General features: G+C 42.9%; 13 protein-coding genes. 8 read left to right on the top strand and 5 right to left on the bottom strand.

Going from position 1 to position 18977, the window contains the following annotated elements:
• Nucleotides 1-98 precede the first annotated feature (98 nt).
• Together IEY18_RS04620 and IEY18_RS04615 are read left to right on the top strand one after the other, a co-directional pair.
• Entirely contained in the window at nucleotides 99-1469 is a 1371-nt protein-coding gene (locus tag IEY18_RS04620; RefSeq protein ID WP_188918307.1) for an RsmB/NOP family class I SAM-dependent RNA methyltransferase, read from the top strand.
• Between the two features lie 217 nt (nucleotides 1470-1686).
• Nucleotides 1687-2178, top strand: a complete 492-nt coding sequence (locus IEY18_RS04615) for a glutathione peroxidase (protein ID WP_188918305.1) — start codon at nucleotides 1687-1689, stop codon at nucleotides 2176-2178.
• A 1050-nt stretch (nucleotides 2179-3228) separates the two neighbouring features.
• Here the strand turns inward: IEY18_RS04615 and IEY18_RS04610 are convergent.
• The 4 genes from IEY18_RS04610 to IEY18_RS04595 all read right to left on the bottom strand — a co-directional run bounded on the left by IEY18_RS04610 (nucleotide 3229) and on the right by IEY18_RS04595 (nucleotide 7562).
• The gene (locus IEY18_RS04610; RefSeq protein WP_188918303.1) at nucleotides 3229-4200 is read right to left on the bottom strand and encodes a PstS family phosphate ABC transporter substrate-binding protein; all 972 of its coding nucleotides are present in this window, start codon (nucleotides 4198-4200) and stop codon (nucleotides 3229-3231) included.
• Nucleotides 4201-4367: 167 nt separating this feature from the next.
• Nucleotides 4368-5702, bottom strand: a complete 1335-nt coding sequence (phoR, locus tag IEY18_RS04605) for a phosphate regulon sensor histidine kinase PhoR (protein ID WP_188918301.1) — start codon at nucleotides 5700-5702, stop codon at nucleotides 4368-4370.
• Between the two features lie 58 nt (nucleotides 5703-5760).
• Entirely contained in the window at nucleotides 5761-6450 is a 690-nt protein-coding gene (gene phoB / locus IEY18_RS04600; RefSeq protein ID WP_188918299.1) for a phosphate regulon transcriptional regulator PhoB, read from the bottom strand.
• Between the two features lie 185 nt (nucleotides 6451-6635).
• Nucleotides 6636-7562, bottom strand: a complete 927-nt coding sequence (locus tag IEY18_RS04595) for a porin (protein WP_188918297.1) — start codon at nucleotides 7560-7562, stop codon at nucleotides 6636-6638.
• A gap of 282 nt (nucleotides 7563-7844) precedes the next feature.
• Here IEY18_RS04595 and rdgC point away from each other — a divergent pair, with 282 nt between their 5' ends.
• The 6 genes from rdgC (at nucleotide 7845) to IEY18_RS04565 (ending at nucleotide 15880) form a co-directional block, all read left to right on the top strand.
• The gene (gene rdgC, locus IEY18_RS04590) at nucleotides 7845-8756 is read left to right on the top strand and encodes a recombination-associated protein RdgC (protein ID WP_188918295.1); all 912 of its coding nucleotides are present in this window, start codon (nucleotides 7845-7847) and stop codon (nucleotides 8754-8756) included.
• A gap of 362 nt (nucleotides 8757-9118) precedes the next feature.
• Nucleotides 9119-11293 (top strand): tetratricopeptide repeat protein, encoded by a 2175-nt coding sequence (locus IEY18_RS04585; protein WP_188918293.1) that lies wholly within the window; start codon nucleotides 9119-9121, stop codon nucleotides 11291-11293.
• 269 nt (nucleotides 11294-11562) lie between these two features.
• The gene (locus tag IEY18_RS04580; protein WP_188918291.1) at nucleotides 11563-13119 is read left to right on the top strand and encodes a GGDEF domain-containing protein; all 1557 of its coding nucleotides are present in this window, start codon (nucleotides 11563-11565) and stop codon (nucleotides 13117-13119) included.
• Nucleotides 13120-13298: 179 nt separating this feature from the next.
• On the top strand, nucleotides 13299-14648 hold the full coding sequence (ppnN, locus tag IEY18_RS04575) for a nucleotide 5'-monophosphate nucleosidase PpnN (protein ID WP_188918289.1): 1350 nt from the start codon (nucleotides 13299-13301) through the stop codon (nucleotides 14646-14648).
• Nucleotides 14645-15409 carry a flap endonuclease Xni gene (gene xni / locus IEY18_RS04570; RefSeq protein WP_188918287.1) on the top strand — a complete coding sequence of 255 codons (765 nt, stop codon included), beginning with the start codon at nucleotides 14645-14647 and terminating at the stop codon, nucleotides 15407-15409. The genes ppnN and xni overlap by 4 nt, the downstream gene beginning before the upstream one ends.
• A gap of 84 nt (nucleotides 15410-15493) precedes the next feature.
• Entirely contained in the window at nucleotides 15494-15880 is a 387-nt protein-coding gene (locus IEY18_RS04565) for a DUF3192 domain-containing protein (RefSeq protein ID WP_188918284.1), read from the top strand.
• A gap of 75 nt (nucleotides 15881-15955) precedes the next feature.
• Here the strand turns inward: IEY18_RS04565 and IEY18_RS04560 are convergent, their stop codons facing one another.
• Nucleotides 15956-18820 carry an alpha/beta hydrolase family protein gene (locus IEY18_RS04560; RefSeq protein ID WP_188918282.1) on the bottom strand — a complete coding sequence of 955 codons (2865 nt, stop codon included), beginning with the start codon at nucleotides 18818-18820 and terminating at the stop codon, nucleotides 15956-15958.
• Nucleotides 18821-18977: the final 157 nt, after the last annotated feature.

The following is an 18977-nucleotide window of genomic DNA, read 5'->3' as shown; positions in this document are numbered from 1 at the left end:
TACCGATTGACGGCATGTAGAGTCTTTTCATTTTCTGCTACACTTGCGCCAATTATTCTAGCAAGCTCCTTTGAGCATTTTGCAACAGGCAGTACACCATGACCTCCCCTTCTTCTATGAGTCGCAACTACCATGCATTAACATCTGCACTCAATGATCCCAACCCGATGCAAAAAAGAGCAATGAGCTACGGCAATACGATTGCAGGACTCTTTGCTGAGGTATTCGACACGCATTTGCCAGCGGATAAGGTGCTCGCAAATTATTTCCGCGAACATAAGAAGCATGGCTCTAAAGATCGCAAAATTATTCGCGAAACCTTTTTTGCCTTATTTCGTTGGTGGGGTTGGTTAAAACAACTACCGACACTTGAAACTTCGCCTAATGCTAGACAGGTGGACTTTCAACATCTCGCACTCGCGGCCACATTAGAAAGCCACCCATGGCAATCGGTCACCCAAGCTTGGCTTGCGTGCGTTGGAAAAAATTGGGAGCCTCTCGAGCCCAATCGACAATTGCAACAAAAAGCGACTTGGTTACAGTCTCAATTTGCAGGTTTTGAGTTTAGGTTAACCGAACTCTTACCCGATTGGTTTTGGCAATATTGTCAGTTAGCAGATGAATCTCAACAGGCGCTCATTGAGTCGATGATGAGCCGTCCCCCGATCTGGGCTCGGGTACAACATGTTTCTCGACAGCAAGCGCTTGCAACTCTGGCGCAAGCTCAGATTGACGTAGAAAGCACACCATACTTTGCCGATGCGATCAGTTTAGGCACCAAAAGCATCAATTTAGATGCGATGACACTATATAAACAAGGACAGCTTGAAATTCAGGATCTCGCCTCACAAGTCATTGGGCAAATTTGTGCCCCACAGCCCGACCAGCAGTGGTGGGATGCATGCTCAGGAGCCGGAGGGAAATCCCTTCAATTGAAATCCTTGATGTTACGCCAAAACGCCAACTCAACAGGGCGTATTGTCGCATCCGATATCCGCCCGCGCCCACTACAAGAGCTAGCCAAACGCGCTAAACGAGCGAAGTTCAGCGGCATCATGACGAAGCCATGGCAAAGTGAAGCCCTGCCCGTTGAGCCGGCATCATTTGATGGCGTCCTAGTCGATGCTCCCTGCAGTTGTTTAGGCACTTGGCGACGAAATCCAGATATGCGCTGGGTCGATACGCCAAGTTGTGTCGAACAAAAACCGAGTTTGCAGCTCGATATTCTCAGTCGGAGTAGCCGGGCGGTCAAACCCGGCGGGACACTGGTCTACGCAACATGCTCGTTAGCGAAGGTAGAAAATGAAGATGTAGTACAAGCTTTTCTTCAAAAGCATGCCGAATTTGAACTACAACCATTACAACACCCATTTACTCAAATTCAATCAGATACATTGACGATCTGGCCATTTGAAGCAAATACAGATGGCATGTTTGTCGCAAAATTTCATAGAAAAGCAGATCATTAAATCACTGATGTGTAGCAACTAGTTTTTCGGTCAATTATGCAAATAATTGACCTTTTTTCTTTTTGAAAACGTATGTAACCACTCAAGATAAAAATCTACATGTTACACGCCGTTTCCATCGCTATTAAAGTTACGACGAATTTACATTGCCAAAAATTATATTGCGCGCAATATTTATTGTCGATATACTGCCTGCAAATCTAGCAAGGAGCATCCTATGACCTCATCAATTTACGACTTAACTGTCACAGACATTTCAGGCAAAGAAGTACCTTTAGCTGACTATCGCGGTAAAACACTGTTGATTGTGAATACTGCAAGCGCTTGTGGCTTCACCCCCCAATACAAAGAACTGGAAGAGCTATATCAAACCTATAAAGCACAAGGATTAGAGATCTTAGGCTTTCCATGTAACCAATTTGGCGCACAAGAGAAAGGTGATGAGGCTGCTATCGCATCTTTTTGCGAACTTAATTTTGGGGTCACATTTCCACTCTTCGCGAAGATCGATGTTAATGGCGACAAAGCAACACCACTCTATCAACACTTAAAATCTGCAGCGCCTGGACTCTTGGGCTCGAAAGCGGTCAAATGGAATTTCACCAAGTTCCTGATCAGTGCAGACGGCAGCAAAGTTCAACGATTTGCCCCTAAAACAAAGCCAAATGAAATGGTAGAGCAAATAAAAAACTGCCTTCCAACCAGCTAATTTATAAAGACAAAATTAATTATTAAAAAATACATCATAATTTTTGGTTGTTTTTTGAACTTTACCGTATGGTCGTACTCAAACAAAGTGAACAGCGAAAGCATTTTTCATGTTCATCATTCTCCTTGGGACAGCTAGCGCGTCCCCTTGATCTAAATTAGATCCGAAGGCAGCCTCATTAGGTTGCCTTTTTTTAATGGGACTCGTCGCCGATAAAACTCAGGTTCGATGTGGCTCTAGCAAGATTTTCAGTGCCATGAAAGGGAATCAAAGCACCATATGATCTGCGCAAAACAGCGTCGATATACACCGCAGTTTTAGACTGCTGAAAAAATTATTTTATCTTTTTAAAACTTTTCGAGTTTTTTTTGAACCTTTCCCAAAAAGGTGACTCTATATACATGTAACGCATTTATTGTTGTTCATCATCATATCCCTTAGGAATGACTCGTCACTGTTTAGCTAGCGCATTCGACGACGAAATCATTCGATTTATAAGAATTCTCTTTGTAATTCGCATAGCCACCTCTCAGGTGGCTTTTTTTTGCCTCTAAATCACACGGATAGAAATGATCAACTGATGCTGTTCCGATTTGGCCTCGTTAACCATCGCAAAGTAACACTAAACATCTTTGTTCACTCAATCTTGATGACCAAAATTTATGTCGTAAGAAACACGATAAATTCAGGGAAATATAACCGCCAAATAAAAAATTTAAACTATTTTCAAAAGAAGATGAACTTTCTGAGAAATTGCGACTCTATATATACGTAACGCATTTATTGTTGTTCATCATCATATCCCTTTGCGGGTTTGAATTTGCAGTATCGCTAGCGCAAAACAGCAAATTTATTCTCGGATTAAGAATTACGAATGTAATTGCTATGACCACCTTTTGGTGGTCTTTTTTTTGTCTCAATTTTGCTGCAGAGCAGCAGATGGACGAAAGCAAGTACTAATTTATGCTCTTGGGGCCTGAAGGGGAGACAGAGATAGAAACAAAAAAGCCTCCAATAAGGAGGCTTTTCAATCAAGTTTAAACTTGAGACTTAAAGGCGGATACCAGCTTTACCTAAGTCTTTGGCAACAACACTACGAGGTAGTGAAACATAACCGTCTTTTTCAACGATTTGCTGACCTTGCTTAGAAAGAACATAGCGTAAGAACTCGCGGTCCATTGGTGCTAGGTCTTTATTTGGGTGCTTGTTGACGTATACATATAGGTAACGAGAAAGTGGGTAAGTACCGTTTGCCGCGTTGTCATTCGTTGCAGCAATGTACTTTTTACCTTTCTTAGCAATCGCTACGGCTTTCACGCCAGCAGTCTTATAACCAATGCCTGAATAACCAATGGCATTTAAAGACTGTGATACTGACTGAACTACAGATGCAGAACCAGGTTGCTCATTCACGTTCGCTTTGAAGTCACCTTTACAAAGTGCTTTCTTTTTGAAGTAACCATATGTTCCAGATACAGAGTTACGACCATAAAGTTGTACGTCTTTAGCTGACCAGTTACCACCGAGACCAACATCACCCCAACGTTGAACTTCATCACCACCACACTTATGCGTAGAAGAGAAGATACCGTCAACTTGTTCAATGCTTAGACCTTCGATTGGATTGTCTTTATGAACAAATACAGCTAATGCATCAATTGCCACGCGAATTGCGGTTGGCTGATAACCATAATGCTTTTCAAAAGCTTCAACTTCGTTAGGCTTCATCTTACGGCTCATTGGGCCAAATTGTGAAGTACCTTCAGTCAATGCTGGTGGTGCAGTTGAAGAACCTGCCGCCTGAATTTGAATGTTAACGTTTGGATACATGTGCTTAAATTCTTCAGCCCAAAGCGTCATCATGTTAGCAAGCGTATCTGAACCTACAGAAGAAAGGTTTCCAGAAACGCCACTTGTTTTCTCGTATGTCGGTAGTGACTGATCAATTGCTGCCATAGATGCTGCAGAAAATACACCAGCGGCTGATAGAGTTACCGCGCCGACGAGCTGTTTCAATTTCATTTTTTGCTCCAGTATTAAGCGAACTTGTTTTCTTAAGACGCAACCAGTATCAATTGCAATGATGACAACTCTATGACTTCGATATGACAGCTAGATGACAAAACACAATAAAAATGAAAAAGCCAAGCTTAATGCTTGGCTTTTCGTGTTGGCAAATCAACAATCCATCAAATAATGGGTAGTTGCGACTCTTCAACTACAATTTCTTGCTTGTCAATTAAATGCACCGGAATAATAAAACTAAAGGTACTGCCGACTCCCGCCTCACTGGTCACATTTAGTTCACTATGGTGATGACCAAGCGCATGTTTCACAATTGCCAAACCTAAGCCACTGCCGCCAGTCTGCCGAGAGCGTGCACTATCGACTCGATAAAAACGCTCGGTTAAACGTGCAATGTGCTGCGGCTCAATTCCTTCACCTGTATCTTTCACACTAAATTGACCACCACCTGACGGCGTACTGCGCCAGGATATTGAAATCGTACCACCTTCTTCCGTATATCGAATTGCATTTGAAATTAAGTTTGAACACGCACTACGCAATTGAATTTCATTGCCATGTGCGTTCAAACCCGGTTCGCAGCTAAAATACACTTGATACCTATCAAGGGCGAGGGCTTTGGCTTCTTCTTTGAGCACATCCATCAAGTTACGCATATTGATCTGATTCTCTAGATCTACATTGCTTGCATCCTCAATCCTCGATAATGCGAGCAATTGCTCAACCATAGACTGCATTCGAGACGTCTGTTGCTGCATTAGGGAAAGAGGCTTGGCATTGGGAGAATCTTTCTCTTCCATGCTCATCATCATTTCAAGATAACCCTGCAACACAGTTAAAGGAGTTTTAAGCTCATGGGATACATTCGCGACAAACTCTTTGCGCATCCCTTCCAATTGTTGAATTCGCGTCACATCTCGAGCGATGAGCAAGGTCTGCCGATCGCCATAGGGCATCAGCCGAATTTCTAATACGTGCAGTTCAGATACCGGCGAAACTAACTCTAAAGGCTCTTGATAGTCAGCACCTTTTAGGTACGCAGAAAAATCAGGGTGGCGGATCAGGTTATCGATACGTTGACCATTATCCTGCGGCCAAACTAAACCAAGAAGTAATTGAGCGAGGCGATTACACCAGACAATATTGTATTCCGAATCTAGAACCACGGCCGCGTCAGGTAAAGCTTCAGCCCCTTGTCGAAAGCGACCTAAGAGACGGGCAAGCTGGCCGACTTTTTTACGGTTTTTACCTTGCAGGCGATAAATCCCGTTAAAAATACCTTCCCAGCTCCCCTGCCCTTGTGGTGGCGTCAGGCGTTTATCTCGCCACAGCCAAAAATTCAACCTTGCAAGCTGCCTGTAGTGCCAAAGAATTAAGAAAATACAGCCGAAAAATAATGTCCAAGCAACTTCGTCGACTAAAAAGCCAACCCCTAGACAACAGAGCAAATATAGGAACAGTCGCGTGTAAAGCCTATACGCAGAATATGAGTCAAACATTTTGTATCCAAAAAGGTGTGAAAAACATCAGCCACCGAATGCGGCTGATGAACAGCACCTATACTCGTGTCGAGAAGCGATAACCGGCGCCGCGCACGGTTTGAATATGCCGATCATGACCTGTAGCTTCAACCGCCTTTCTTAAACGACGAATATGTACATCCACAGTACGATCCTCAACATAAACATTGGTGCCCCAAACATTATCAAGTAACTGTTCGCGACTGTAAACACGCTCAGGATGTGTCATAAAGAAATGTAGCAAGCGAAACTCTGTTGGCCCCATTTCAAGAACACTCTCACCCACACTGACTCGATGGCTAACGGGATCTAACATTAACCCTTGTACATCAATTGTTTCTTCCAATCGTGTCGGCGCACTTCGACGAATAACCGCCTTAATTCGAGCAACTAACTCTTTGGGTGAAAAAGGTTTGGTCATATAATCATCGGCGCCAACTTCAAGCCCTTTGACTTTATCCTCTTCCTCACCACGTGCTGTGAGCATAATGATTGGAATTTGGCGGGTAAATTCATCTTGTTTCATTCTTTTCGCAAGCTGAATCCCACTCCCTCCAGGGAACATCCAGTCAAGCAAAACGAGGTCTGGATACGGTTCATTGAGCAGCGTCAACGCTGAGTCAAAATCTTCAGCTGCACAAGTTGAAAACCCGTGCTGTTCAAGTACAAAAGTTAACATCTCTCGGATTGCTAACTCATCTTCGACAATCATTATCCGTGCGGTCATATGCGGTTACTTGTTAATGAATTCAACACTACCATTATTGGACATTTTTATTACAGAATTATGATCATGATAACCCAAGCTATCAACTGATGCGTTCAAGAAAATAAATTTACCAACAAAATGGTACGAAAAAGGAGGCAAAACGCCTCCTTTATTATTTCAATTCTAAATGGCTATCGGGTCATTTAGAATTTGTGTTCGATACCAACGCCAACGAACTTATCATCGTCTTGCGCGCCTTCTTCAGAACGGCTGGTATAGAATGCAAATAATTTCGTTGGCTTGCCTAGCTTGTAATCAGCACCAACTGACCATGAGTCACCTTTATCTTCCATATCTTGGAATTGGCCTTTAAGAACGACAGCGTCAATTTTATATGCTGCACTCACTAGGAAACCGTTAATGCTGTCGCCACCAGAAACTTTTTCTTGAGTTTGGTACATGCCGCCTAGTTTTACACCAGCAACTTTACCTTGAACCGTTGCACGAACAATGTCATAACCAGCAACTTCAGAATCCATCGCTACAGCGGCATAAATGCTCGTTTTCTTTAGCTTCTTATCGCCGTACATCGCAGCAATACTATAACCAGCATCGCCAGATTGCTTTGCATTTGCTTCAGCTGCGTAAGTTACACCAAGCTTCACGCCACTCATTGAAGGTGTCACGTAAGTGAAAGTTTGCTCAAGGCGGTTATCACCTTTAAATAAGCTTTTTAAGTCACCCGCTAAATCACCAAACTGGTCAACTTTACCTTGAGACAGCTTCAACACTGTATCTTGACGACCAACAGAAGCCGCACCGAAGTTACCTTTTAAACCAACATACTGGCTACGAGCTTTGAAGTTTTCTTTCGCATCATCGCTTGTGTCAACTTCATATTCGATTTTGTAAAAAGCTTCTAAATCATTACCGAGGTCAAATGCACCTTTCACACCAAGGCGAGAAGCATTGCTTTGAATTGTTGTTTCTGACTCACCAGCGACATCATTCGACTGTGCTGTTACATTAAGCTTGCCGTAAACTGTAATAGGATCAGCAGCATAAGCAGAAGATAGAGTAACTGTAGCTAATGCAGAAGCTAGTAGAGACTTGCAAAAAACATTCATCATTTAATCCTTTCGACGTATTGTTCGTCTTAGTTGTTGGTTCGGAACGATGCGAAGTTTGCATGGGAAATATTGCAGAATTATTTCACTCATTCATAAACCAATCACTACCGCGAAGAATAAGCGTTTTTTGGACACAAAAAACCTTTTAAATCAAAGATTACAGCCTGCAAAAAACCTATGTTACAGTTTCATGAATTGTACTCATTGATTTCAAATGCAGGCGGTTTACCTTCGCCCTTGGATACCGTAAACTGCCGTTTTTAATTTTGAAGGGCAGCCAACATGTGGTTTAAGAACCTTACGATTTACCGTTTCAACAAACCTTTCTCTGTGGATACCGAATCCCTTGAAGCTGCACTCGAAGCGTTTCAATTCTCGCCTTGCTCAAGCCAAGATATTAGTAAGTTTGGTTTTTCCAATGCACTTGGAAAAATTGGCCTGTCTTTAGTGCATAGTGCTGATAATCGCCATCTAATTTGTGCCACCAAAGAAGAGAAAATTCTGCCGGCACAAGTCATCAAAGAAGCAATGGAAGATAAAGTTCAGCAAATTGAAGATGAAGAGAATCGCAAACTCACCAAAAAAGAAAAAGATAGTATTAAAGATGAAATTACTACGACACTTTTGCCTCGCGCATTTTCACGTCGCAGTCAAATTCGAGCGCTCATCATCCCTGAAATTGATATGATTTTGGTCGACAGTACCAGTGCGGCAAAATCGGAAGAGTTACTTGCCCTACTGCGTAAAGCGCTTGGCAGCCTTCCTGTTATTCCATTGAGCTATCAAACCCCCATCGAAACAACATTAACACAATGGTTGATCGCTGGTGCGGCAACTCAACCGTTTGACATGCAAGATGAAGCCGAGCTAAAGGCAGATTCAGATGAAGGCGGTATCGTTAAATTCAAGCAGCAAGATCTGACCGAGCAAGAAGTACTGGCTCACCTCGAAACCGGAAAACAGGTTCATAAACTGGCTGCACAATTTGGACAAACCATCGCACTCCTTTTGCAATCCGATGCGACGGTGAAAAGACTCAAATTTGCCGAGGAGTTTAGAGCAACTAACGATGAAGTGGGTAACGAGGATCCTTTAGCTCGCCTTGATGCTGACTTTGCATTGATGTGTAGCGAGTTAATCGCCTTAATCAATGGACTCGTATGTGTATTTGGTGATATTGAGAGCAACGACTAATTCGCAGTCAAAAATAAAAGCGGTTTGCTATCTCGAGTAAACCGCTTCTTTAAAAACTATCATTTTCGTCGTTAAAACGTACCTTGGCACGCAATCGCCTCACTGCCAAAAAGACAAAACGATTACTCTTAGAAACCCCCGGATAAGCACTAGACTTCCAAGCTATTCACGTAATATCACAAATAACTTAGCCGATTGTGACTCCCGTCCACCAAACAAAACGAGAACGTTATTTAACACCTTGTCATATCTGCTATTATTTGATGGCGTCATGTATATTAACAACGATACAATCGTGCGAAGTTGATTTGCGCTCAGAATAATATCAGTGATTGGTCGCTTTATAATCCAAGGACGAATAAATGTTCAGGTACATTAATATTTCACTGTTGGCATTACTCTTTTTCATGACCAATGCCATAGCGAATCCTGAAGATCAAATTGCTGAAGAAGTGGCGATTCAAGAGTCTCCAGTGGCGTTTTACGACCGTATGATCCACTCCATTTCCTTTCCAATTGCATTTGAAAATCATGAACAATTTAATACGATTGCGAATGAGCTAAGCTATGCACCTGATGTATTGCAACATAAGCTCTTTGTTCTAGCACGCCTAAGTATGAATCATCTGGTCAGAAGAAAATATAAGACAGCCAATACAAAAGATTTGATTCAACAACTAAATATCATTGCAAACAACACCTATGATTTGGCAACAGTCGCGATGCTTAATGGCCGGTATGTTGGCAAAATAGAAAACAACTACGAAAAGGCGATCTCCCATTACAATCAAGCTCTGGGCCAGATCCAGGCTGAGCATGAACTCAAAGCACTGATACTGAAGCATACCATTCACCGTCATTTAGGTATGTTATACATGCTCACTCGGCAACGAGCTCCAGCGCTGAAGCATTTCACCACCTATCGTGACTATGCATACCAACTTCGCGACAATTACCTTATCACTGCAGCAGAAGCTGAGCTCGGCAAGTATTACAACAAAACCGGTCAACTTGCGTTAGCGTTACAGCATTTCAGTGAAGCCTTTCGCTTGGCAAGTTTAACCCAATACCCAAAACAAAAAGCACATTTACAATTGCGACTCGCACAGGTCTACCGCGATCTTGCTCAGTGGCCAGAAGCCATGGAATACGGACAAATGGCGGCAGATAGTTTTCGTACCTTAGAAAGTGAAACTTATGTGTCCAAGTCAATGACGGTTTTGGCAATGGTGCATGCTGAGCAAGGACTATGGCGGCAAGCCATCGACTATTACCTGAATGCACAACAAATTGACGCCAAGCTTGGCAATGTTATCGCGCAAGGGCTCAACTTTCACAACCTTGGCGAATCTCACTCTAAAATTGGCGATATACCAACAGCGCTACAATACTTATTAAAAGCAAACAAAATCTTTAAAGAACGTAACGTCAAACACTATTTGGTCAGTAATGAACTTTTAATCGCTGAAGTCGCAAAGCTAGAGCAAAATTGGGATTTGGTAAAACAGCACGCACAACTTGCTCTTGATATTGCCTTAGAAAAGTCGCTAGCCGAAGAACAAGTACAAGCATTACAGTTTAAGGCCGATGCATATACCGCGCTGCAGGAACATCAGAATGCGATTGAACCCTTGACTCAAATTGTCACGATTCTTTCGCAACAAGGTAAACAACCGCAAGCGCCCAGTAACTATTCCCCCTCGATTTTGGCCGAGCAAAAACTAAAGCTCGACTTAAACGTGATGAAAGGAAAATTAAATAAAGCAAAAGAGCAGCAAGATCTAAAAAGTGCAGCCGTTGCCATTCTCTTAATTATTGGCATTATTTTAGCGATGGTCACATTCCAGCTTTACCAAAGAGCGAGGGAAGCCAGCCAAAACTTAGATAAGAGTAAAGCGACCCAGCAATTAGAGCCTGGCACGGGCCATCCGGGTTATTTGGCCTTTTTAACAGCGCTCGACAACCCTCAGGGTATTAGCGCAACAGCTCTCTTCCAACTAGAAAGTTTGCTCGACTTGGATATTTGCGAAGGCCAAAGTGCAAGTAATGAGAAAAATAGCCATATTGCACAAAGCATTGAGTCAGAATTAAGCGCCAAGTGCTTTGTCATTCGTCCAGGATTATTTGCACTCAACTTATATGGCGAATCACCAACAGAAAAGCTGCTTGAAAAACTGCAAGCGGTTTTGATTGCTCAACAAGTCCAAACACCTGTAGCTTTAGGCTTATTGAAGCTTCCTATTTTTACCAACCTAGATATCAAAGTAGAGCCCGAGTTGCATTTAGAAGCGTTGCAACTTGCCCTTGCTGGTGCAAGTAGCCTTCATCAGAACAAAGCCGATAAAACTCAAAGTTATTATGTTTCATTTCGGACGCTCGATTTTGCGCCATCTGCAGTTTTCTCTCGCCCACTCTATATTCACCTTGAGCAAGCGATTATCCGAGGCCTGATTCGAGTCGACACCAATGGCAATAAAACCTCGATTGTTTGGCAAAAAAACCATAAAAAAATAAAACACAATTTCGAAATAAATTAAATCATTTCAGTACTCTGCCGATAAAGATAGAGACAGCCCGCTATCAGTGTGAAAAACCTAATAGCAACTCACGGTTATCCGTGAAAAGAGAGCGGACGTCGATTTCAGATGACGCGTAATTCTTGTGCAATTGCTACCGAGTGTTATATAAGAACATTTGCACATCAATAAGTTTGAGATACCATTAGCTGTGGCATATATTTTAAGTCAGAACACAGCCTGTCGTGATGGCTAATCAATCAATAAAGTTTAGTAGGAAAGCATCCATCATGAAGGATACAAGCGCGGCGGTTTCACAAATCAGTCTACTAAAGCAGAAGCTCCAAACTGCGCGGACGGCGTTGGCTGAACTTGATGAAGATCGCAATGCAAAACTTCAAACTTTATTGCAATTTATCGGAAATTTAAGCTTAGCTTGTAAAGGTCAAAACCTAGAGTTAGACAATAAACTGGCAAAGTTACGTCACAATCTTAACACCTTTGAACGCATCGACGATGCGATGCTCGATCTCATTGAGTTAGAACGGCTCCTGAAAAGCCAATATAATCATGTATCAACGCAACTTGAAGATAACCGAAACAGTTTAACTAAACTGGTTCGCCAAATTCAGCGTGTAGATTCTGCGCCCGAAAAACAGAAAAAAGAGATCGCATATTTCAAAAAAGAGCTGAACAAGCCTTTTCATACCGTCTGGGAGTTCATCCCTAAAGTTGAACAGTTAATTGGCTTCTATGAAACCGTCTTACAGAACAAAATAGGGCCGGAGTCAAAGCTAAAAGTTTTACCCAAGCACACACAGATGGCTCATGAACTGGCGCAAATGATTTCAGAAATTGAATTTCGTAAAGATCAGCGAGAACAAGTCCTAGCGATCAAATCTTTACTTACGGAAGGACTCAGTCTCGACGGCTTGCTTGAAGCTTATCAAAACATTTTGAGCCTCATGTTAGATAATATCGCACGCGAAAAAAGTGCTTCGCAAGAGTTCTTATTTGCACTCAATGATGCGTTGAGTGCGGTCCGCGAAGTCGTGAGTGACTCATTTAATCAAACCCAAAGAAGTCATCAGCTCAAAACACAGCTAAACAATGAAATTAACACCCGTGTTGATACGGTCGGTGAAGTCATTGTGGATACCCACGATATTCATAGTTTAAAAATGCAAGTGACTGAGCACTTGGCATCCATTCGGGCGGTGCTTGCCCGTAAAGAAGCCCTGGAGCAAAGAGAGCAAGCCATTTTGCGTAAATCCATGGGACAAATGCAAAAAGAGCTAAATGAACTCAGTAACGAAGCAACCAGCTATAAAGAAAAATTGTTTGAGCAACAAAAAATTAATTTACTCGACAACCTTACACAATTGCCAAACCGAACCGCTTTAGAAGAAAGAATGGAGCAAGAGTTTAGGAATTATCAACGGCACAAGCAGCCACTTTGGGTTGCCGTCGCTGACATCGATCATTTTAAATCAATCAATGATAACTTTGGTCACACGACCGGAGATAAAGCCCTGCAAGTCATTGCTATGGCTTTAAAAAATTCATTGCGGGATTCTGAATTTATCGCCCGTTATGGCGGTGAAGAATTTGTAATGTTAATCCCAGATGTCAATGCTGCCGATACAGCACAACTTTTAAACAGAGTAAGAGAGAAAGTAAAAAGCATTCCCTTTATGTTTAAAAATCAGAGAATTACAGTTACAGTATCTATAGGTGCTGCGCAAATTCTAGATAGTGAACTCATTCAAGAAACATTTGAAAGAGCAGACGCAGCGTTGTACAGAGCGAAACATCAAAGTAGAGACAGAGTCATCATTGATGCTTAATTCGAGACTGACACGTAGTACCGTGAATTCGAATCATTAATCACACTAGCGGGGCCACCGCACCAATTTCAATTAACTCACCCATCGATGGCCCTTCTATATCGTGAACTGACTTCCCTTCCACGTCAGTCATCGTCAATTCAAAAGCCAGACTCTCGTTTCAACTTATAGGAGTGTCTATGATCGTTAAAATTGCCCCACGCGGCAGTATGGTTCAACTTTCACAACTTGAAGTTGATCGACTTAAACAAAGTTCCAAAAGTGAAATCTTTCAGCTCTACAGAAATTGCTCATTAGCGGTTCTGGCCTCAGGGCTGCATAGCGATGACTCCAAGGCCCTATTTGAGCAATTCAGCAACTTTAATATTCGAATATTACAGCGAGAGCGCGGCGTTAAAATTGAGCTCCAAAATCCCCCTGAAAAAGCCTTTGTAGACGGCGAAATTATTGCAGGTATTCAGGAACATCTATTTGCAGTACTACGCGATATTATTTATGTGAGTGATAAATACGAAAGCATTAAACATATTAATTTAACCAACTCAAATCACATCACCAATGTCGTATTCGACATTTTAAGAAATGCTCAAGCTTTACCTTTGCTCGATCCCAATATAGTTGTCTGCTGGGGCGGCCATAGTATTAATGCCATTGAATACCAATACACCAAAGATGTTGGCTATCAACTTGGATTGCGCAACTTGGATATCTGCACAGGCTGTGGCCCTGGAGCGATGGCAGGACCAATGAAGGGGGCCACCATAGGCCATGCTAAGCAGCGCATCAGTAATGCGCGCTACATCGGTTTAACTGAGCCAAGTATCATCGCCGCAGAGCCACCGAACCAAATTGTTAATGAACTGGTCATCATGCCGGATATTGAAAAGCGTCTTGAGGCTTTCGTGAGGATGGGTCATGGGATTGTGATTTTCCCAGGTGGTGCTGGTACAGCCGAAGAGTTGCTATTTATTTTGGGCATACTTCTGCATGAAAAGAATAAAAATATTCCTTTTCCACTCATCTTAACCGGGCCAAAAGAAAGCGCTGACTATTTTTACAAAATCGATGAGTTTATTGCTGCAACTCTCGGCGAAGAAGCGCAGGGCAAGTATCAAATCATTATCAATGACCCAGAGCAAGTCGCAAGGACAATGCGCCACGGTATCACGGAAGTGAAGACCTACCGCCGCAAAACGGGTGATGCTTATCAATACCAATGGCAACTAAAAATTGAACCTGAATTTCAGCTACCATTCGATCCAAGCCATGAAATGATGAGCCAGCTAGACCTTAGATTCCAAAATAATAAAGCGTTACTTGCAGCAAACTTGCGTCGTGCTTTTTCTGGTATAGTTGCGGGGAATGTAAAAGCGGAAACCATCAAACTCATTGAGAACAAAGGACCATTTGAATTAACAGGTGACCCTAAATTGATGCAAATGATGGATACCTTGCTTGATGCCTTTGTTAAACAACAAAGAATGAAGCTACCAGGATCGGCCTATGTGCCATGTTATCGGATTAAATGAATAAATTCCTAATCATTGATGGGCTCAACATCGTGCGGCGTATGCATGCCGCACAGCCCAATGAACAAGATACAACAGGGCTCGACACGCGAGTATTATCGGCTTGCCAGAAGTTATTGAAATTCCATCAACCGACCCACGCAGCCATTGTCTGGGATGGCGATGCAGTCTCTTGGCGTAAGAAGCTGTATGAAGATTACAAAAAGGGGCGTAAACCTATGCCGCAAGCTCTGAGCACTGCGTTACCCCAAATCAAAGCACTCTTAGATGAGCATCATTTAAAATCAATTGAAGCAGAGGCGGAAGCGGACGATGTGATTGCGACTTTGGCGACCAAATTGGCCAACACCGCTGGCGAAGCTGTTATCGTTTCAACGGATAAGGGCTTCACGCAGCTTCTACATCCTAGCATCAGTCGCTGGGACTACTTCAATCAATGTCCGATCACAATCGAAGAACAAGAAAACAAACTTAGCGTTCACCGTAGCCAGTTTATTGATTATCTCGCACTTGCCGGTGATAGCGGCAATAAAATACCAGGCATCAATGGCATTGGTCCAAAATCTGCTGCGCAGCTTTTAAAAACCTTTAGCTCACTCTCCGCGCTATATAAGTCATTACACACTCTAGGTGCAAAACAAGCGAAAAAGCTTGAAGAAGGTCGTGATATGGCGCGCTTGAGCTACAAACTCGTACAACTCCAAACCCAGTTACCACTGCGACTTCATCTAAGTCAATTTCGCTTACCAACTAAAGCATAATATTGTGTTACTTTGTTTGGGTTTCACCACCAAATAAAACACGCTATGCTGAGTGAAATGAATCATTCAGAGAATAACGAAACCATGAAATCAAAAGCCCCAATGGTCATCGGTGGCATTTTTGTGTCTTACCTTGTATTCGTTGCCGTTATTATGTTTGTTTACGAACCGACGCCGGAACAAATGGATTGGGACGATAGGCAGGCTTATAACCAAGGAAAACTATCTGAAATTAGCTTAGGCCAAAGCTTAGAGCAAGTTCGAACCCTGTTAGGAACTGCCGACTTTAGCGAAGCAAAAACCAGTGAAAACGCGAATTTGAACGTACTTTTTTATCGTACTCACCGTAGTAAATCAGATGGTAAAACAACTAAAGATGAATGCACGCCACTGCTATTCAAAAATAATCAGCTCATTGCCTGGGGTGAAGATACTTACCAGCAATATTTATCCGCTAAATTTATTCAATAAGCGTATAAGCGATTTACAATTTTAGAATAAAAAGGCCAGCAAATGCTGGCCTTTTTATTTGAACGTCACGGTTATCTAGTTTTGTTTTAGCTCTTGATAAGCTTCCCCTTTCAATAACCAAGCCGGAGCAGGCTCCCCCTTCAAATAGTGGCCAAAATACTCCTGCATTCGCACCGTATAATCGAGCTTATTGGGATACTTTTTCAAATGATGCGGTTCATCTTCATATTGCAAAAAGACCACATCCTTACCGGCACGACGCATTGCCAAATACAACTCAACACCTTGCTCCCAAGGCACTGCATCATCTCTATCTCCAAACATAATCATCATTGGCGTTTTAATTCGCTCAGCATAGAATACTGGCGAGTTTTCAATGTATTTATGTGGTGCTTTCATCAAAGACTCACCAATTCGGCTTTGACCGGTTTCATATTGGAATTGCCTCGCAAGACCAGTACCATGACGAATTCCACTATATGCACTGGTCATATTTGAAACCGGCGCCCCAGTGACGGCAGCTTTAAACATATGCGTCTGTGTCACAGCAAAAGCGGTTTGATAACCGCCCCAAGAGTGGCCTTGTATACCTATAGCATTGGCCTTCGCAACGCCCATATCAATAATGTGTTGCACACCTGAAGTCAAAGCTTGTACGGCGCTTGGCCCTGGGTAACCAACTTCAAAACGAATATCCGGTAAGAAAATCGCGTAGCCATTGTCAGCATACCAAGCAAAATTAGGTCGATGATTGACCTTCATTTGTGGAAACGAGTGCAGCCTGTCACTCATAAATCGATAAAAATAGACAAGCACTGGATAACGCTGACCCGCCACATAGTTACTGGGCTTAATCAAAACTCCATCAAGTGCTTTGCCATCACCGTTGGTCCAAGAAACTAATTCCGCCTTGCCCCAACCCAACTTGTCTTTTTGCTGATCCAAATCAGTTTGCTGGCTCGCATTTTGAGGTGTATTTACGCCTGCCGTGTACAGATCTGGGTATTGGTCATAGGCTTCTTTGGAGTACAAAATGGTGTTTGATTTTTTGGCGCGAGCAAGTAATTTAAGCTTGTAACTACCTTGCATCAAAGGTTTGACCCCTGACTTACCTACCTTAGCCTGATAGAAACCATCGCCTTTAGTTTTGGTGTTATAGCCATGAAGCAAAACGGGCTCGCCCGCTTTAAAGACTTGCGGTGAATCGTCCTCGATTAACCCGGTAACACGATATTGAATACCTTGTTGACGTCCCGCTCCGCTCGTCAGCATTTGCGCTGGCGCATTGGCGTGTGTTGAAAATTGCCATACATCATATTTATCGTAGGCAAATACCCCTTTATCCTCAGCTAACCAAGGTCCAAAGCCATAACCCGGCGCAGCGGAAGGGTAATCATGATCTTCATTAGCAAAGCTCACACCTGCACCAGAACTGAGAACTCGCCGATCTTGTGTTGCCACATCGTAAAGGTAAACTTGACCCTGCTGAAAATAGACCAAATATTTTTGCTGCGGCGATAACTGCGGCACTGAACGACTGGGTTGCTGATAAAGCACTTGCGTTTTCACACCAGTCTTTAAGTCGACCAAATAGTAGTCTCGGTAAAAACCGGCCCAAGTAATCATTTTTTGATAAGGCAAGTCTGAGCTGGCTAACATCAAGCGCTTGTTTTCATTAAATTGAACATCTGGCACAAGCTCATCAGCAAGCTGGACTAACGCATTTGACGCTAAATGCCAAACAGCCAGATATGTATGTTTTTGCTGTTTCTCATACTCTTTGATTTCGTTTGGCTTAATACGAGGGTCATTCCCATGCCATACTCTTAAATTTCTTTGGGCAGCAATTTTATCTAAATCATACAAGTCCATCGCTTGCTCAATTTTAGGCAATTTTGTTTGCTGCTGTACACTCGGCACACGCCCGAAAAAAAGCCGCTGGCTATCTTTGGAGAACCTTAGCTCACTATAACGGTTGTAATGCCAGCGCTCATCGACGGGTGCATATTGGCTTTTGTCTTTCTTTAAATCATGCAGCACCAACTGGTATTCTCGACCATAGGGTTGTTCTGCAGCTTTTCCGTGGGTGTACGCGAGCCACTGGCCACTTTTTGATAAAGCAATCTTGCCAAACTGCTGATCCCGAAAAAGAAACATCGCATCAGTACTGGCATCTGCGAGAAGAATCAATCGCAGCTCATGCCGACTATTTTCAATATCATTGATGGCAATCGCAAGATGGGTGTTGCCTCCACTCAGCGCATACTCAGTAACGTGTTGAAATGCTGTTTCTTTGCCTGTTGCGAGCTCGATAAGGCTGAGAGCGGTCCCTTTGTCAAAATCATCGACTGTTGGCTTTTTGCTATCCGCTGAATTAATTTCGCTCGCCCTATGACTTGCATACTCTGCGCTCGCCAGCTTCGCTCGGCTTTTCATTTGAGAGCTTGTGATCTCTACAAGGTTTTCTGACGATTTTACATCGCTCTCTTTTGCCTCAGCTTCTTTGCTTTCCGCCTCAAACCAGACAACTAGGTGACTATCTTTCTCTGTAAACTGATACGACTTCACGCGCTCATACTGCAATTGTTCACCCGTTTGTGTATCGAGAACAACAAGGCCATTCTTCAGTTTCTTTTTGTCGTTCTTGCTCGCAGTTTCTTTCTCAAGCAAAGTCGGAACCCTGTCAAAAGCAACATAACGCCCCATTGGGCTAATTACAGGTTTTTGAGCTTGAGCGAGGTCAAACTGCTTTTCCGAGCCAACGAGACGAACCAAGCCTCGGGGATCACCGCGATCTGGAGCTACCGTCACAGCAAGTACTTTTCCAGAATCAGAAAGCACAGGTTTCTTCGCGGACTCAAATTGCATGATATCGGTAACGCTCATACTTGCCGGCGCTTCCCCATAACTAGGCGCTGCAATGATTGCTCCTGCGAGCATTGATAGAAATAATCCAAAGGGTTTCAAAAGTGACCTCATTATTATCGTTATATTTACGCGTTAGACTAAAGATATTCTACATGATGAACTGCCGCCAATCATGGTGATAGCAAGTCATTATTGCAAGTTTAACCGCCCCAACTAATGTGAGCAAAAT

The organism is Shewanella gelidii (assembly GCF_014647855.1).
Classification (GTDB): Bacteria; Pseudomonadota; Gammaproteobacteria; order Enterobacterales; family Shewanellaceae; genus Shewanella; species Shewanella gelidii.
The sequence above is the reverse complement of the archived record's forward strand: the minus strand, read 5'-3'. Positions and strand labels throughout refer to the sequence as shown.

Coding starts and splice junctions, on each gene's coding strand:
- IEY18_RS04620 (WP_188918307.1), top strand. CDS start 99: ATGACCTCCCCTTCTTCTATGAGTCGCAACTACCATGCATTAACATCT.
- IEY18_RS04615 (WP_188918305.1), top strand. CDS start 1,687: ATGACCTCATCAATTTACGACTTAACTGTCACAGACATTTCAGGCAAA.
- IEY18_RS04610 (WP_188918303.1), bottom strand. CDS start 4,200: ATGAAATTGAAACAGCTCGTCGGCGCGGTAACTCTATCAGCCGCTGGT.
- phoR (WP_188918301.1), bottom strand. CDS start 5,702: ATGTTTGACTCATATTCTGCGTATAGGCTTTACACGCGACTGTTCCTA.
- phoB (WP_188918299.1), bottom strand. CDS start 6,450: ATGACCGCACGGATAATGATTGTCGAAGATGAGTTAGCAATCCGAGAG.
- IEY18_RS04595 (WP_188918297.1), bottom strand. CDS start 7,562: ATGATGAATGTTTTTTGCAAGTCTCTACTAGCTTCTGCATTAGCTACA.
- rdgC (WP_188918295.1), top strand. CDS start 7,845: ATGTGGTTTAAGAACCTTACGATTTACCGTTTCAACAAACCTTTCTCT.
- IEY18_RS04585 (WP_188918293.1), top strand. CDS start 9,119: ATGTTCAGGTACATTAATATTTCACTGTTGGCATTACTCTTTTTCATG.
- IEY18_RS04580 (WP_188918291.1), top strand. CDS start 11,563: ATGAAGGATACAAGCGCGGCGGTTTCACAAATCAGTCTACTAAAGCAG.
- ppnN (WP_188918289.1), top strand. CDS start 13,299: ATGATCGTTAAAATTGCCCCACGCGGCAGTATGGTTCAACTTTCACAA.
- xni (WP_188918287.1), top strand. CDS start 14,645: ATGAATAAATTCCTAATCATTGATGGGCTCAACATCGTGCGGCGTATG.
- IEY18_RS04565 (WP_188918284.1), top strand. CDS start 15,494: ATGAAATCAAAAGCCCCAATGGTCATCGGTGGCATTTTTGTGTCTTAC.
- IEY18_RS04560 (WP_188918282.1), bottom strand. CDS start 18,820: ATGCTCGCAGGAGCAATCATTGCAGCGCCTAGTTATGGGGAAGCGCCG.